Here is a 16,581-nt window from a genome sequence, read left to right as displayed (position 1 = left end):
TTCGGTGTTGACTTAAGCTCACCGTCCACTAAACGCTATAATTATTTGATTTATTATTGGCTACATCCCTGCCACTTTAGCCTGATCCCAATATTTGTCTAATTCATCCAGCGTACAATCTGTTAATTGCTTATTCTGCGCACTGACGGTGCGTTCAATGTACCGAAAGCGTCTACGAAATTTCAAGTTTGTTTTCATTAATGCGATATCAGGAGAAACCTTTAAATGACGAGCTAAATTCGTAACAGCAAATAGCACATCACCTAGTTCATCTTCGATTTCCGATTGAGACAAACTTTGAACGGCCTCTTCAAGCTCGTCTATTTCTTCTCGGATTTTGCCAAATACGGGCGCGATACTATCCCAATCAAAACCGAATTTTGAAGCTTTTTTCTGGAGTTTAACAGCCTGCATCAACGCTGGCATAGAATCTGATACGCTCGACAGGATGCCATCATCAACATCTGCGCTTGCGCCTAATTTCGCTTTTTCCTGTTGTTTAATGTCATCCCACAATGTTGCTAGATCTGATTCGGTAAGTTCGGTCGGTTGACCAAAGCTCTCTAGTGTCCCTAGTGGAAAGACGTGAGGGTGACGTCGTAGCATTTTCGCAACAATCGCAGATACGACATCTTCAAAACAAAAATCACCTTGCTCTTTCGCCATCTGAGCATGGAAGACAACTTGAAAAAGTAAGTCTCCCAGCTCATCTTTTAACGCTTGAGGTGTGCCTTGGTGTATAGCATCCACAACCTCATACGCTTCTTCCAATGTAAATGGAGCAATGGTTTCAAAGGTTTGCTTAATATCCCACGGACACCCTTTTAAAGGATCTCTAAGCTGAGTCATCATCAACTTCAAATCATCAACGGAGTAATTCAAAAGTCTTTTTCCCTAAACACATTTAATACATTAGGTAGTTGATTGATTCGATGAAGTAATTTTGAAAGCGTCCCAAGTTCACCTACTTCTATTGTGAAACGAATCGACGCCGTATTGCTCTCCTTAGTCGACAAGGTATTCATAGACAACAGGTTTACTTTTTCGTTGGCCAACATTGCAGTAATATCACTCAGCAACCCCGTTCGATCATACGCTTGGACCTGAATATTAACAGGATATAAGTTATCAAGCTCTTCACCCCAACTCACTTCTACAATGCGTTCAGGTTCATCAAGAGTAAGTTGTGCAACATTGATACAGTCTTGTCGATGTATCGAAACCCCTCTTCCTTGTGTAATGTAGCCGACTATATAATCACCAGGAATCGGCGAACAACATTTAGCCATTTGAGTGAGTAGCTTACCCACCCCACGAATTTGAATGTCATTATCAGAAGATCGGTGCTTGCTCTTTTTCAACCTAACAGGCTTCACCTCTTCGGGCTCACCGTTTAAGTTATATAAATCATCAATTACTCGTAAAACCCTGGCCAGCAGAATATCACCCGCTCCCAAAGCGACATACACCTCTTCCGCATTAGAGTAATTAAAGCGCGCCGCAATTTTACTAAAATCAAATTTAGATTCGTCAAAGCCAAGACGCTTTAGCTGTCTATCCAAAATCTGATGCCCGGCTTCTAGGTTTTTCTCTCTGTCTTCCTTACGAAACCAGCTTTGAATCTTTGCTCGCGCACGGTTAGTTTGAACATATCCCAATGTAGGGTGCAACCAATCACGACTCGGCGCACCTTCTTTTGACGTCAGTATTTCGATTTTATCACCGGTTTTTAGGTGCGTAACTAAGGATATAATTTTCCCGTTTACTTTCGCGCCACGACAACGATGACCAATTTCAGTATGTACTCGGTAAGCAAAATCCACCGCTGTTGCACCCGTAGGTAGATCTACAACATGCCCATCCGGTGTAAAAACGTAGATGCGATCCTGCTCGATGTCGCTTTTAACCTGCTCTGTAAGCGATTCTAGATCCCCTTGAACTTCGTGAAAGTCCAAAATAGTTCTAAGCCACTGCAGTTTTTCCTCATAGCTTGTGCTGTTTGAGGACAAGTCTGTTCCTTTGTATTTCCAATGTGCGCAAACACCTAACTCGGCGTCTTCGTGCATTTTTCCGGTACGAATCTGGATTTCCAGCGCACGACCTTGTGGACCAATTACCGCAGTATGGAGCGACTGATACCCATTAGGTTTAGGGTTACTAATATAATCATCAAATTCTTGTGGTATTGGTTTCCAAAGGTTATGCACGATACCCAATACGCCGTAGCACTGCATTGTCTCATCCACAAGAATGCGCACAGCACGTACATCGTAAACTTCGTCAAAGCCAATATTTTTGCGCTTCATTTTGCGCCAAATACTGTAAATATGCTTCGCGCGTCCCATCAAATCCGCTTCAATATTGATGGTTTTTAGTCGACTGTCTAGAAGCTCGATTACATCGTGAATATACTGCTGCCTATCTAGGCGCTTTTCATCCAGCCATTTTGCAATGCGTTTGTACTCGCTGGGATATAAGTAACGAAATGAAAGGTCTTCCAATTCCCATTTGATGTGTCCAATTCCCAAACGATGGGCAAGTGGGGCATATACACTTTGCACTTCTAGGGCGACTGCTTCTTTACGCGCACCATCTTGATGCTTCGCCTCTTTAATTGCACAAGCTCGCTCGGCAAGCTTTATAAGTACAACTCGAACATCGTCAATAATGGATACCAGCATTTTTCTAAGTGACTCTAGCTGGTTTTCAGAACTTCCTAACACTTCGGCAGTGGCATCAGCTGACAAGTTCTTAGAAACCTCGCCCATTCGAATCACGCCTTCAATCAGAGACGCGACCTTTCGACCAAACATATCCACTACTCTGGAAATAGCAAGTTGATCTTCTCGAACAGACCGGTACAGTGCAGCCGCGATAAGGGAGTCTTGATCTGCCCTAAAACCCGCCAGTATTTCGACCATTTCGAGGCCCGCTCTAAAAGTACTTGCTTGCGGCCCCCAATACGACGGACGGCCGCAGGAGGACTCTGCTTGCCGCGCTAGTTCACAAGCCATCCTGAGAGGAACTCGAGCACCGTCATCAATATTGTCAGCAAACTGAGACATCCAACTATCAATGTCTACTGATCCGTCTTCCAATATTGGATGATCTTTTCTGACTGTAACCATTAACTTGCCCTTTTTTAGTAACTACTTACGCTGCAATAACATCATAGTCTCTGAATGCGAAGTTTGAGGAAACATTTCCATCAAACTAACACGTGAAACTAGGTATCCATTTGCAATCAAATATTCCGCGTCCCTGGCTAACGTAGATGCATTGCAAGAAACATACAAAATTTGATCTGGCTTGAATTTTACAAGTGTTTCTAGAAATTCAAATGCGCCTGATCGAGGTGGATCTAATAATACTTTGGTCACCTTCTTATTTTTCAATATTCTAGGCGCTGTTTTCGTCAAATCCGCCGCAATAAAAGTCACATTATCCAACTCATTTACGCGCGCATTAGACTTAGCATATTCAACCATTGATTCTAAGGCTTCAACACCTACGACTTCTCCCGCTCTTTTGGCAAGAGGTAATGAAAAATTACCAGAGCCACAAAACAGATCTAATATCCGGTCGTCTTTAGTAGGAGATAACCAGTTCATTGCCTGCTCAACCATCTTTTCATTCATAGGGCCATTGACCTGTATGAAATCCTGCGGATGAAAGTAAATTTTCAAACCATCAATGGTATAAAAGTGCTCATTAACTACGGGTAAGCGTTGTTCATTTGCTTGTTGCCAATACAAATTAACGTTCTGAGATTCCGCCCATTTATTCCAATCAATTAGGTCGTCATCAGAAACGTTTCTCGACAGTCGAATTGTAATGCTTGTACTAAGGTTGTCATCCAGTAACTCTATGTGCCCTATCCGCGAAGCCAAAGTACTCTCATTAAAACGTTCTTTAAACGCATCGAATACGACCTGCAACGGTTTCGTTAATACTAAACACTGGGAAATATTAACAATGTCTTTAGAGTTACGCGCTCTAAATCCGAGTTGCTGCTTTCCCTCTTTTGAAAATACAGACAGGCGGGCGCGGCGGCGATACTGTTGTGAAGTATTTGACAATAATTCGATATCGCCAATATTGAGCTTGCGAAACTGCCCTCTCAACCATTCTAACTTTGAATCTATTTGCTTTGTGTAGGTCAAATGTTGAAATTGGCACCCGCCACATTGGAAATAGTGTTCGCACTCAGGAGTAACCCTATCAGCGCTCTCTTCTAATATTTTGCTTACTTTTGCCTCATCAAAACGACGCCCTTGTTTGACTACATAAGCTTCAACGCGTTCGCCTGGCAACGCGCCTTCTACAAAGGTTACTTTACCGTCATCACGAGCAACGCCTTTTGCATCGTGCGTAAGTCCTTCTACTAGAAATTCTTTTGTAAAACTGGGGGATTGTTTTGTTTTTTGAGTTGGCCTACGGCCGGTACGCTTTCTCAACGCCATCTCTCTCTTAATTCATATCGATGACAATAGTAACGCAAAGTGGCACAAGAAAGGTAATGAGAGAAGGTTGAGTCAGCATATTTGACAATGCCTGACTCAACTTTATAGATCAATCGTTTAGTTTGAATTGAATACACCGGTAGAAAGGTAACGATCTCCTCGATCACAAATAATAGCTACGATAGTGGCATTATTGAGTGTTTTCGACAAAGCAAGCGCTGCTGCAACAGACCCTCCTGACGATACACCGCAAAATATCCCTTCTTCTTTCGCTAATCGACGCATGGTTACCTCTGCATCGATTTGCGCTACATCCATCACCTGATCAACGCGCTCTTCTTCAAAAATCGTAGGAAGGTATTCTTTAGGCCATCGCCTAATACCTGGAATGCTGCTGCCTTCTTGGGGTTGCAGTCCAATAATTTGGACGCTCTCTTTTTTCTCTTTAAGGTAGCGAGAAACCCCCATAATGGTTCCAGTGGTTCCCATAGAGCTGACGAAGTGCGTCACTTTCCCGTCAGTTTGCTCCCAAATTTCAGGCCCAGTACTGCAGTAATGTGCACTCGGATTATCAGCATTACCAAATTGATTTAACACCTTACCTATGCCTTTTTCTTGCATTTCAACCGCTAAATCTCGCGCACGCTCCATACCCTCTTCTTTCGAAACCAAGTGCAGTTGCGCTCCGTACGCAGTCATCGCAGATTTTCGCTCAGCACTCATATTATCCGGCATGATTAGGTGCATGGTATAACCTTTGATTGCCGCAACCATCGCTAACGCAATACCAGTGTTACCACTCGTTGCTTCTATGAGGCTATCGCCCGGTTTTACTTCACCTCGCGCTTCTGCCTGTAATATCATATTCAGTGCCGGGCGATCTTTCACGGATCCTGCTGGGTTTTGTCCCTCTAGTTTGAGTAAAATTGTATTACTCTTATTTGGGTTGATTCGTTGTAATCGAACTATGGGTGTTTTCCCTATTAGGGATTCTATCGTTGGGTAATCCATCATAAAAACTTTATTGACATTAATAGTGTAGGAAAAGAAACTAGCTTTCAGGCTATAATGTTAGTATTAGAAAGTACTTAGCAATAAGATTAAAATACGAAAGGGTTATAACCTTAGCCTTATTTCCGCATTAGGAGACGAAAACAATGCATAAGCTTTATTTTACAGGTCTTATGACCGCTGTTTTAACTTTGAGTGGTTGTGATATGTTTGGCGGTCCTTCAGCTGACATTAAAGATGCTGATCTTAGAAAGAAGTGGCGCGAATGTAAAACAATTTCAAACCCTTCTAGAACCAAAGCTTTGGCCTGTGAAAACTACGTACGCGAGTGTGCTCGCCGCAAAGGAAACGGAAATCTGGTCTGCTATTAAGGTAATGCCGTGTTAAAATTAGGGAAGATGTAAATGCTTGCTTTAAATAGAATTTCTTTGCGAAGCAAGCTCTTTCTTGCCATTTATTGCCCCTGTTTAATATTCAGTTTAATTGCGGCCGTTGCTTTTACACTGTCCCGCTTCGAAACGATCGACCGAAACTTTAAAGAAGGTATCACTAAAGCTACCACGCAAATGGTGGTCAGTACTGAGTATGCGCTTGCAAACTCTGATGAAAAAATGCTTTCTCACCTACTCAGCATTTTGTTGAAATTTGATCACATAAACAGTGTTCAACTTTACTCGTTTGAAAAAAACTCATCTTAGATCTGGGTAAATCCAGTAAACTGACATCCTTGCCACTTACTGACCATCGTGAGGCAAGCGAAAATACAAACCTCTTTGGCATGTCAATTCCAGTACAACAGATCGACATCCATCTAGACTACAATCCCACAACGAGCTTCATCACCAACACTAATTCAGTGCCACAAATATCAGGGTGGCTAAAAGTAGAAGCCAGTAAAGAAGCTTCAACAGTGAGTAAGTATCGCTACCTATCAGCGACACTGGGTACTTTTTTTCTTGTTAACCTCATTGCTATTTTTGCTTTGCTGAATGTTACCGCAGCCCTATTGCGCCCTATGGAACGCATCGCTGACACTATCAATAAAATCACTCAAGGGCACTTTGGCGCCACGAAGGGTCTCAACCTTCCAAGTCAGTATTCAACAGTGCAATCAGATCTTAACGACATAGCATCCCGAATAGAAAACCACCGAGATGAAATGTTCAATAATATTGACCAAGCGACTGAAGACATTCGCCGTAACATGGACAGCCTAGAAGAAAAAAGTGCTCAACTTCACATTGCCAACAAAGAAGCAACGGAGTCAAACCGTCTCAAATCTCAGTTTTTAGCCAATATTAGCCATGAAATAAGAACACCTTTGAATGCAATTATGGGATACATCCAAATCCTCCAGAAAGACAATCTGGACAAGCAACAGCGCTTGTATATGGACACAATTGCTCAATCCACAACGAACTTGCTGACCATCATTAGCGATATTTTAGACTTTTCAAAAATTGAAGCCGGTAAGCTAAATTTAGATGTAACCGATATCAACATTAGGGATGTTGTTGATGAAGTTTATCAAATCCTCAGTAGTGCAAGTTTAGTAAACGCTTCGAAGGAAATTGACCTCATTCCGGAATTTGATTTAGACATTCCTACATGGGTCGTCGGGGACCCGGTTCGAATCCGCCAAGTGTTAACCAATCTAATAGGTAATGCCATAAAGTTTACGCACGAAGGCTCCGTGCGCACCAAAGTAAAGATACATGAGAAATCAGACGAATCACTAAAGCTTTCGTTTCAAATTATTGATACGGGCGTTGGAATACCTGAGAATAAATTAGACAACCTCTTCAAGCCATTTTCACAAGTGGACACAAGCACCACTCGAAAATTCGGCGGTACGGGGTTGGGACTTGTCATCACTAAAAAGCTGGTCAAGCAAATGGGCGGCAACGTTGAAGTATCCAGCGAATACGGCGTAGGATCAAACTTCCGGTTCACTATTGTTCTAAAACCAAGTCAAAAAGTACAAAAAACAGAAGACCCTATTTCAAAGTCACTGCTTGTATTTGAACCGTCGTTAAATTACCGAAATTATTTAAAAAACTATTTAAACCACATTGGTGCAAATTGCTCTTTTACCTCCAGCCTTGAGCAAACAGTAACCCTACTCAATAGCCACTCAAGCCTTGATGCCTTACTCCTTAACATTGATTCTTATTCGGATCGATTAAACGAAATACAAGAGCTCGTTGGCTACGCGACTCATCAATTCAAATTACCGTGTATTTTACTCACTAAACGTCCCCATGACATAAATAAAAACTCAGCGCTTCACACCTTATGCAGCGACATACTTATGACACCAATAAGTCATAACCGCTTGAATAAAGCCTTAAGAAATTTAGAAGCACCAAAAACCCTTTCTGAAGATATTGTCTATGAAAGCGAGCTGACTCGCGCAGATTCAACCCCGGAACCGTCACAAACAATACAAACCACATCACCACTTAATGGTCTTCAGATACTGGCAGTAGACGACACGCAAATTAACTTACAACTATTAGGGCACTGGCTAGAGCCGCATGGTCTACAAATTGATTTAGCCTACAGCGGAAAACAGGCTATCGAGATGGCCAAGGAAACACAATATGATCTCATTTTAATGGATATACAGATGCCAGAAATGGATGGAATGGAAGCAACCCAACATCTCAGAAAGCTGGCAAGCTATGAGCAGACTCCGATTGTGGCATTGACCGCTCATGCGCTTGGATCCGAACAAAAACAAATCGTCTCTAGTGGTATGAACGCATATCTAACCAAACCAGTCAACGAAGACATTTTACTGGAAACCATCACGCAATGGTGTCAATCGGAAAAAAGCTATCAAGACCTCGCCGATGAAAAAGTAAGCGACCTGTTCGATATGAGCAAAGCATTGAGCATTGCAAACGGTAAAAGTGAAATAGCAAAAGACATGTTTGAAATGCTATTATCCACACTTGAAGCAGACAAAAAACTTGTTTTGCATCACTTTGAAGAACGAGATTTAGACAAACTCATTCATGTTGTTCATAGGTTACACGGTGGTTCAAAGTACACAGGTGCGACCGAACTGTCGAAAAATGCGGGGTATTTAGAAACGCATTTAAAAGAACTTCAATTTGATGAGGTAGAAGGCGTACTAGAAGACTTTATCGACAGCATTGATGCGCTCGTAGATGTTTCCCCTCTCGTTAAATGGCCTCAAGTATAACAAACGCTTGGGCGTACTCTCGTTCATCAGTCAAACTTAAATGCCATGCAATCGGCTTATCAAATCGATCAGAAATTTCTTTATCGGCGGTCAATACTGGCTGTCCCGACTCAAGGTTTTTCACTTCAAAATGCTGAAAACTCACACCCCGGCCAATTCCTGTTCCTAGTGCTTTTACCGCGGCTTCCTTTGCTGCAAAACGCTTTGCTAAAAATGCAGCCGCAAGCGCTTTATTCTCAAACGTTTTTAATCGTTCGAACTCGCCTTCCGTTAGAATGCGCCGTGCAAAGCGATCTCCAAGACGCTCATACGAATCGCGAATTCGAACAATCTCAACGAGATCAGTACCAATACCTATAATCATTTCGGTTAATTCTATTTTGTGGGATTACTAAAAGGGTTTCATTAGCGAAATACTGGGACCGAGCCAATTTTCTCGCCAGCGTATTCACTAACAGGCAACAATTTCCTCGCATTTAACTCACGACCGTGCAGCAAGTATAACAACCAATCTCGGTGTAGCATCTTCGCCATTTCAAGTACTTTTTTATTTGTCCAGTCACCGTTTGCGTATGCCGCCGCCAAGTCACCACTGACAAATAAACTGGGGACACGTTTAAGCTGCTCCCCATGATAAGGCTTCAGCCCAAACCTAGGTATGAACTGATATATCTGCTCAGGCGTTAAAAACTGGCCCGTCGCCGTCATTCCCATGTTAATACTCATACCGACTTCATCAAACAAAGCCGCTTCAAATCGGCGCAATAATGGCGCAATAGGAAGCTGCTTCTCAAAGCTTTGAGCTAGCCATTCATATAAAACAAACATGTTTTCAAGTGGCAAGTTTAACGGAACGATTTTCTCAATAATCTCATGAACGTACATGGCGCTGTATAGGTATAAGCCTTCTAATTTAATAGCTGCCCCATCACCCTCAATCGATTTGAGCGTTTTCAGGTCCCCTCTCCCCGCTATCTCCAGCTCATAACGCAAAAAAGGCCCAGGTAAAACCTGAGCCTCTTTTTTACTAACACGATATACGGTTCGCAACAGCCCTGCTTCAAGCGTGAGCAGGTCTATTAGAACCTTATTCTCTTGGAATGTGCGCGTATGTATCACATATCCATGAGCAACCATAAACCAATCCTGCTTTATTTAATACGAGTACTAGTTGTCTTGATAACCTAGACTAGCCAATGCTCGCTCATCATCAGACCAACCAGAACGCACTTTAACCCAAGTATTTAACATAACCTTGTGTTGGAACAGGTTTTCCATGTCAATACGGGCTTCTCGTCCAATCAACTTGATTTTCTCGCCTTTATCTCCAATTAAGATTCGTTTTTGACCATTACGCTCAACCAATATCAAAGCACTGATATGAATCGCATTTTCTTCATAAACGAATTCTTCAATTTGAACAGCAACCTCATAAGGTACTTCCTGCCCAAGTTGACGAGTAATTTTTTCGCGAACAATTTCTGCTGCCAAAAATCGAGAGCTTCTATTGGTAATCTGATCTTCAGGGTAGTATTGCGTTCCTTCAGGAATATAGCTTTCTACCAAGTTTTCCAAGCGATCTAAATTTTTATTTCTCAACGCCGATATCGGAACAATCTGAGCAAATTCCATTTTCTCTGACAAGAGAGCAAGTTTTGGCAAAAGCTCATCTTTCTCATCAAGGTTATCAACCTTATTGACCACAAGCACAACAGGACACTGAGCATATTGAACTTTCTGTAATACAGATTCGTCTTCGTCGGTCCAGCGCTCTGCGTCAATAACGAACAAAACAACATCAACGTCTTTAAGCGCTGCAGTCGCCGTTTTATTCATAAATCGGTTAATGGCTTTTTGTTGCCCCAAATGAAGTCCTGGTGTATCCACATAGATCGTTTGAATTGATCCTTCAGTTTTCACACCCAATATTTGATCTCGTGTCGTTTGAGGCTTACGAGACGTTATGGAAAGCTTTTGACCCAATATATGGTTCATCAAAGTCGACTTACCCACATTAGGTCGGCCAACAATGGCTACAAAACCACAATGGGTTATTTCTTGATGAGTCTCATCTAAGTGACTCTCATCTAAATAGCTTTCTTCCATTGGTGTGATGTCTTGATCTTCATTTTGCATTCGATTTTTCCAACTGACGTAGCGCTTCAGCAGCGGCATTTTGTTCTGCTATTCGGCGACTATTACCTTTTCCTTCAACAGCTTGATCAAAAACTTCGATCTGACAGTGAACAAAAAAAGTTTGGTCATGTGGCTCACCATCAATTTTCACAACATCATACTGTGGTAAGGCGTACTTTCGAGCTTGTAAATATTCTTGAAGTCGGGTTTTAGCGTCTTTGGTCACTACATTTAAAGATGTAGCGTCCAAACGAGTTTTATACCACTCCAATATTTGATTTCGACACGAGTCCATTCCAGCATCCAGATACATGGCGCCAATAATCCCTTCAACCGCATCTGCTAAAATAGAATCCCGTCTAAATCCGCCGCTCTTGAGTTCCCCTGCTCCCAGTTTCAGAAAGTCTCCTAACTGAAATTCACGCGCAAGCTCAGCTAATGTGTCACCTTTAACCAACGACGCTCTAAGCCGACTCAGTTCACCTTCTTTCGCTTTTGGAAAACGATGAAAAAGATCTTCAGCGATAACATAGTTTAAAATCGAATCACCTAAAAACTCTAAGCGTTCGTTGTTTTTTCCGCCATAACTGCGATGTGTTAAAGCCAGTTCTAGCAAGCCTAAGTCAGCGAAAAAATAACCTATCCGCCGACAAAGCTTCTGATACAGTGAACTCAAAATGTCTCCAAAATTAATTTATTAAACCGTTATTTTTAAAGCTTGGGATACTGAACCATGAACTCCAATGCATCCATACATAAAAAGCTCGACCTTTAAGGTTCTCTTCTGGGACAAAGCCCCATACTCGGCTATCCGAACTGTTGTCTCGATTGTCACCCATCATGAAGTAATGACCTTCAGGTACAATCCAATCACCTTCTAGACGCTTATCCCAACGGTAGCTGTTATAAGTTTCATGATGAACGCCATCTAAATTTTCATCGAAGAGTTTTACAGGTTCTTTATTAGGATTAAACGAATAAGGCAACTCTTCAAGCAACGCTTGATCCACCAGCTTACCGTTAATCATTAAGCGCTTATTGTGATAGCTGATTCTATCTCCAGGTAACCCCACCAAACGTTTTATATAGTTGATGCTAGGATCATTTGGGTATTTGAATACAACTACATCGCCACGCTTAGGTTCATTGGTTGGAATAATCGTAGTATTTAATACAGGTAAACGCACACCGTATTCAAACTTATTTACGAGAATAAAATCACCTATCTTTAAAGTAGGCAGCATTGAACCTGACGGTATTTGAAAAGGCTCGATCACAAATGAGCGCAGGCCAAAAATCACGGCAATAATGATAAAATAGGATTTAACTTCCAATAATACCTTAGGCGTGTCTGCAAGCCTCTGCTGTGCATTTGAATCTAATTTGGCAACCGCTTCAGGATCCATCTCAGCCAACAACTGCTTACGTTTAGGGTGATAAACAAAACGATCCACTCCCCACGCAATCCCTGTGATGATAAAAGCTGCCGCCAATATCAACTCAAAATCAAACGCCATTCAATCTCTCCAACTAACGCCTGATAAAATGTCAGGCCGCTCTACTAAAGACCAATTTTACTAATCTACTTTCAGTGCCGCTAAGAAGGCTGATTGAGGAACTTCTACGTTACCTACCTGCTTCATACGCTTTTTACCTTCTTTTTGTTTCTGAAGGAGCTTTTTCTTACGGCTCACATCGCCACCGTAACATTTTGCTGTTACGTTTTTGCGAAGCGCTTTTACAGTCGTACGAGCAATAACCTTGGCACCTACAGCACCCTGAATCGCAACATCAAACATTTGACGAGGAATCAACTCTTTCATTTTTTCACACAAAGCACGCCCTTTATATTGAACGTTATCTTTGTGCATAATCAGCGCTAGAGCATCAACGCGATCGCCGTTAATCAATATATCCAGACGACATAAAGGTGCTGGCTCAAAATGATGGAAACCATAATCCAACGATGCAAACCCACGACTGGCAGATTTAAGTCTGTCAAAGAAATCCATTACCACTTCGTTCATTGGCAAGTGATAACGCAATTGAACCTGACTGCCAACGTATTGCATGTCTTTTTGGATCCCGCGCTTTTCAACACACAATGTGATAACCGAACCCAAATAATCTTGAGGAACAAGAATATTGGCTTCTACAATCGGTTCTCTCATTTCTCGAACTGAGCCTGGATCAGGCATTTTCGAAGGACTGTCTACACTGACAACCGTTCCGTCAGCGAGTTCAATTTCATAAATTACAGTGGGTGCAGTTGTAATCAAGTCAAGATCGTATTCGCGCTCTAAACGTTCTTGAATGATTTCCATGTGCAACATACCTAAGAAACCACAACGGAAGCCAAAGCCAAGCGCATCAGACGATTCAGGTTCGAAGAACAACGAAGCGTCGTTCAGAGTCAACTTCTCAAGAGCCACTCGGAAATCTTCATAGTCATCCGAACTTACGGGGAACAGACCCGCATAGACTTGAGGTTTAACCTTTTGAAACCCATCAAGCTGTTCAACGTTTTGCGTTGCAATATGAGTAATCGTGTCGCCTACAGGAGCGCCATGAATGTCTTTAATGCCGGCAACTACATACCCCACTTCTCCTGCTCTCAATACGCCCGTTTCTTTACGCTTAGGAGTAAAGATACCGACATTATCCACTGGGAAGCTTTGTTTCGTTGATTTGATGAAAATCTTGTCTTTCTTGCGTAAGGTTCCTTGCTTGATACGAACCAGTGACACAACGCCTAAATAGTTATCAAACCAAGAATCGATAATCAATGCCTGTAATGGCGCATCAACATCGCCTTCAGGAGCGGGCACGGTTTCAACAAGTCTTTCAAGAACATCGTCAACACCCATACCTGTTTTAGCAGAACAGGTCACGGCGCCTACCGCATCAATGCCAATGATTTCTTCAATTTCACCGCAGACACGCTCGGGTTCGGCCTGAGGTAAGTCAATCTTATTGAGGACCGGCATGACTTCTAGGCCTTGCTCAATTGCGGTATAACAGTTCGCAACTGATTGAGCCTCAACACCTTGTGCGGCATCAACGACAAGCAATGCACCTTCACAGGCAGCAAGAGAACGGGAAACTTCGTACGAAAAGTCAACGTGTCCCGGCGTATCAATAAAGTTTAGTTGGTAGGTATTACCATCTTTAGCATGGTAATCCAAAGTAACGCTTTGCGCTTTAATGGTAATGCCACGTTCTCGTTCAATATCCATTGAATCAAGAACCTGAGCTTCCATCTCGCGCTCACTCAACCCTTCACAGCTCTGAATGAAGCGATCTGCCAAGGTAGACTTACCATGGTCAATATGCGCAATTATCGAAAAATTGCGTATGTGCTTTAAGTTTTCTGACGACACGTTTTACTCACACGAAATATACTTTTAACGTTGGATATCTGCCAATTTAGAGTTTCTGTTAATAAAGCCTCTCAATTCTTCGTATTACAAAACACGCCGTATAACGAAAGAAAAGACTTATTAACAGCAGACTCTAGGCAGAATTTGGCGAGCATTCTACCCAAATTCCCTTAGATACACCATTTATTTAGGGGGAACCCTGTGTGTATTTGGCGTAAATACAAAAATACAAATCGCCAATACGCCATTCATCCGGCGTTAGATAGGTCGAGCCCCCTAAATTGAAGCTAGCTAAGCGTGAAGCAATTATGGCAAAACAATACCGCGTTGCTTTAACACTCGCTCAACTGTATCAACGGTAGATTGGGTATGAGCATCAACCTCTAGATTGACTCGATCACCGATTTGCAACGTTCCAAAAGTCGTTAATCGCAACGTTTCAGGTATAAGTGAAACTTCGATCCAATCGTCGCCTATAGCCGATATCGTTAGACTCGCGCCATTCAATCCTACATAGCCTTTATCAAACAGGTAACGACGAGCATCTATTTTGTCTTTGGCGACAGAAAAGCGAATGTGAACACTTTCTTCAACTTTCTCTATACCCGAAACAATCACGGCCGTCATGATATGGCCAGACATAACGTGGCCACCCACTTCGTCGCCCATTCGAGCCGCTCTTTCGAAATTGACCTGATCATGGACATTTAGGTCGCCAATGTTGGTTAATGCCAGAGTCGTATCAATGACATCAAATGACAAAGTATCGGCTTGAATATCAGAAACTGTCAGACACACACCGTTAATCGCAACACTGGCCCCTAGCTGCTGATTCAGCATTGAACCCTCAGGAAAGCAAATATCCAGCTTCTTGTTTCGACCATTAGATTCGCTTAGAGCCACGGTCGCGACCCCTTGCACAATACCAGTAAACATGTTTAGCTCCAGATTATTTTTACAAGTAAATGGGCGGGTGAGGAAGAAATAGACATACCCCCGTGAACTCACGCCCCGCCTGACTTGTAGAGAGTTATTAATGAGTCACCAATAGGGTTATCCACAAGCTTCGGGGATAACCTTTAATCGCATCTCACAAAAGTCGGTTAAGGTCATGGATAGTTTAATGCGTTCAGTAAGTCATATTTTCAAGCTTATCGTTTTAGTAAATGTCGGCTTTTTTTGCTTTTCTACGTTCGCGTCAGAATACAAAGCTTTTTTATGGAAAGCACAATACCAACAAAATACCGTTTATATCGCTGGATCTATTCACGCATTGTCAGAGGATTTCTACCCACTTCCCTCTAATTTACTAAATGCTTTTGAGAAGTCTCAACGCCTAGCAGTCGAGCTTGATCCAAATGAAATTGATCCCTATGAAGCACATCGTTTAGTTCAGTCAAGAATGTGGCTAAAAAAAGGGAGAAGTCTCGACCAGTTCTTATCGCAAACTCATCTTACGCGATTAAAAGAAGCCAGTGAGATAACTCAAACACCTTATGAAACCATATTGAAAACACGACCATGGATGTTGATTGAAAACCTTACTCAGTTTCAAATCAAGGACTCTGGGTTCAGTGTCGAATTTGGGGTCGATAATTTCTTTTTGGACAAAGCCAAAGAGCGAAAAATCCCGATACTTGAATTAGAATCCCTCAACGAGCAAATTTCTGCCATCGCTGATGTTCCATTTAACGCCCAGCTCGCTGCGTTACAAATCAGCTTAGATGAACTTCATGATCGAGACTACTTACCTACAATGGCGACTCTTTGGCGTGAAGGAAAGGATGAAGCTTTGTATCAATTTGTCTATCGTGATGTAGAAAAAACACCACAAGTTGCCCCCATGATGACATCACTATTGGACGACCGAAACCTGCGTATGGCAGATATCATAAGCATTTATTTGAACCAACCAAATACTCAGCCCACAGCAACCTTCGTTGTTGTAGGTGCACTGCATCTAAGCGGTCCCAAGAGCATCATACAAGCCCTCAAGCAAAAAGGTTTTTACATTCAACGAATGTAAAATACGCGATTTAGCGAAAAGATTGGCGAGCCTCAAAAACGACACTCATAAGCTTTCTTTGGTAGAACACCATAGACGCCTCTTTGCCTCCCAGCCGATAAGAGTAGGCTAGAGTATTTCTGAAAGATTCAAGAAGAGACTCGATACCTCGAACCAATGGATGCTGATCGTTCTCCTCAATTGGCGCTAGAAACGGAATATCGCTACGAAGATTAAAATAACACTCTAATCGTTTCCGCGCTTCTGCTTCTTCATTCAAAAGGTATTGGCCCTTTTCAAATTCCTTTTTAATAGAATAAATCGTCTGTCGCCTAGCATCTTCCACAAGATCTAACATCATCAGCCTCCATTTAT

At 42.2% G+C, this 16,581-nt stretch carries 16 protein-coding genes; 4 read left to right on the top strand and 12 right to left on the bottom strand.

What is annotated here, in order from left to right; all coding sequences use genetic code 11:
* Positions 1–60 precede the first annotated feature (60 nt).
* The 4 genes from mazG to cysM all read right to left on the bottom strand — a co-directional run bounded on the left by mazG (position 61) and on the right by cysM (position 5,477).
* Positions 61–882, bottom strand: coding sequence for a nucleoside triphosphate pyrophosphohydrolase (mazG, locus tag DFP79_RS14470; RefSeq protein ID WP_133504657.1), 822 nt, complete (start codon positions 880–882; stop codon positions 61–63).
* On the bottom strand, positions 879–3,128 hold the full coding sequence (gene relA / locus DFP79_RS14465) for a GTP diphosphokinase (protein ID WP_133504656.1): 2,250 nt from the start codon (positions 3,126–3,128) through the stop codon (positions 879–881). The genes mazG and relA overlap by 4 nt, the downstream gene beginning before the upstream one ends.
* A 21-nt stretch (positions 3,129–3,149) precedes the next feature.
* Entirely contained in the window at positions 3,150–4,463 is a 1,314-nt protein-coding gene (gene rlmD, locus DFP79_RS14460; RefSeq protein ID WP_243730285.1) for a 23S rRNA (uracil(1939)-C(5))-methyltransferase RlmD, read from the bottom strand.
* A gap of 117 nt (positions 4,464–4,580) precedes the next feature.
* Positions 4,581–5,477, bottom strand: coding sequence for a cysteine synthase CysM (gene cysM, locus DFP79_RS14455; protein ID WP_133504655.1), 897 nt, complete (start codon positions 5,475–5,477; stop codon positions 4,581–4,583).
* 143 nt (positions 5,478–5,620) lie between these two features.
* Between cysM and DFP79_RS14450 the strand changes: the two genes are divergently transcribed.
* From DFP79_RS14450 to DFP79_RS14445, 3 genes are all read left to right on the top strand, one after another.
* Positions 5,621–5,845 (top strand): hypothetical protein, encoded by a 225-nt coding sequence (locus DFP79_RS14450; protein WP_133504654.1) that lies wholly within the window; start codon positions 5,621–5,623, stop codon positions 5,843–5,845.
* A gap of 33 nt (positions 5,846–5,878) precedes the next feature.
* On the top strand, positions 5,879–6,172 hold the full coding sequence (locus DFP79_RS18095; RefSeq protein ID WP_243730284.1) for a hypothetical protein: 294 nt from the start codon (positions 5,879–5,881) through the stop codon (positions 6,170–6,172).
* An 80-nt stretch (positions 6,173–6,252) separates the two neighbouring features.
* Positions 6,253–8,685 carry a response regulator gene (locus DFP79_RS14445; RefSeq protein ID WP_243730283.1) on the top strand — a complete coding sequence of 811 codons (2,433 nt, stop codon included), beginning with the start codon at positions 6,253–6,255 and terminating at the stop codon, positions 8,683–8,685.
* On the opposite strand, the gene acpS is transcribed toward DFP79_RS14445, so the two are convergent.
* The 7 genes from acpS to DFP79_RS14410 form a co-directional block, all read right to left on the bottom strand.
* A complete protein-coding gene (gene acpS, locus DFP79_RS14440; protein ID WP_133504653.1) occupies positions 8,666–9,049 on the bottom strand; it encodes a holo-ACP synthase in 384 nt (127 codons plus the stop codon). The genes DFP79_RS14445 and acpS overlap by 20 nt on opposite strands.
* A 41-nt stretch (positions 9,050–9,090) precedes the next feature.
* Positions 9,091–9,822 carry a DNA repair protein RecO gene (gene recO / locus DFP79_RS14435; RefSeq protein WP_133504652.1) on the bottom strand — a complete coding sequence of 244 codons (732 nt, stop codon included), beginning with the start codon at positions 9,820–9,822 and terminating at the stop codon, positions 9,091–9,093.
* A gap of 30 nt (positions 9,823–9,852) precedes the next feature.
* Positions 9,853–10,791 carry a GTPase Era gene (era, locus tag DFP79_RS14430; RefSeq protein WP_133504791.1) on the bottom strand — a complete coding sequence of 313 codons (939 nt, stop codon included), beginning with the start codon at positions 10,789–10,791 and terminating at the stop codon, positions 9,853–9,855.
* A gap of 19 nt (positions 10,792–10,810) precedes the next feature.
* On the bottom strand, positions 10,811–11,497 hold the full coding sequence (gene rnc, locus DFP79_RS14425) for a ribonuclease III (protein WP_133504651.1): 687 nt from the start codon (positions 11,495–11,497) through the stop codon (positions 10,811–10,813).
* 13 nt (positions 11,498–11,510) lie between these two features.
* Positions 11,511–12,338, bottom strand: a complete 828-nt coding sequence (gene lepB, locus DFP79_RS14420; protein ID WP_133504650.1) for a signal peptidase I — start codon at positions 12,336–12,338, stop codon at positions 11,511–11,513.
* 60 nt (positions 12,339–12,398) lie between these two features.
* Entirely contained in the window at positions 12,399–14,201 is a 1,803-nt protein-coding gene (gene lepA, locus DFP79_RS14415) for a translation elongation factor 4 (protein ID WP_133504649.1), read from the bottom strand.
* 306 nt (positions 14,202–14,507) lie between these two features.
* Entirely contained in the window at positions 14,508–15,137 is a 630-nt protein-coding gene (locus DFP79_RS14410) for a riboflavin synthase subunit alpha (RefSeq protein ID WP_133504648.1), read from the bottom strand.
* 187 nt (positions 15,138–15,324) lie between these two features.
* On the opposite strand from DFP79_RS14410, the gene DFP79_RS14405 reads away from it, so the two are divergent.
* The gene (locus tag DFP79_RS14405) at positions 15,325–16,227 is read left to right on the top strand and encodes a TraB/GumN family protein (RefSeq protein WP_166637713.1); all 903 of its coding nucleotides are present in this window, start codon (positions 15,325–15,327) and stop codon (positions 16,225–16,227) included.
* A 10-nt stretch (positions 16,228–16,237) separates the two neighbouring features.
* Here DFP79_RS14405 and DFP79_RS14400 read toward each other — a convergent pair whose 3' ends face one another.
* Positions 16,238–16,567 (bottom strand): hypothetical protein, encoded by a 330-nt coding sequence (locus DFP79_RS14400; RefSeq protein ID WP_133504646.1) that lies wholly within the window; start codon positions 16,565–16,567, stop codon positions 16,238–16,240.
* Between the last annotated feature and the right edge of the window lie 14 nt (positions 16,568–16,581).

It is taken from the genome of Marinomonas balearica (genome assembly GCF_004362145.1).
GTDB classification, from domain to species: domain Bacteria; phylum Pseudomonadota; class Gammaproteobacteria; order Pseudomonadales; family Marinomonadaceae; genus Marinomonas; species Marinomonas balearica.
This window is presented reverse-complemented; position numbering and strand designations above follow the sequence as displayed.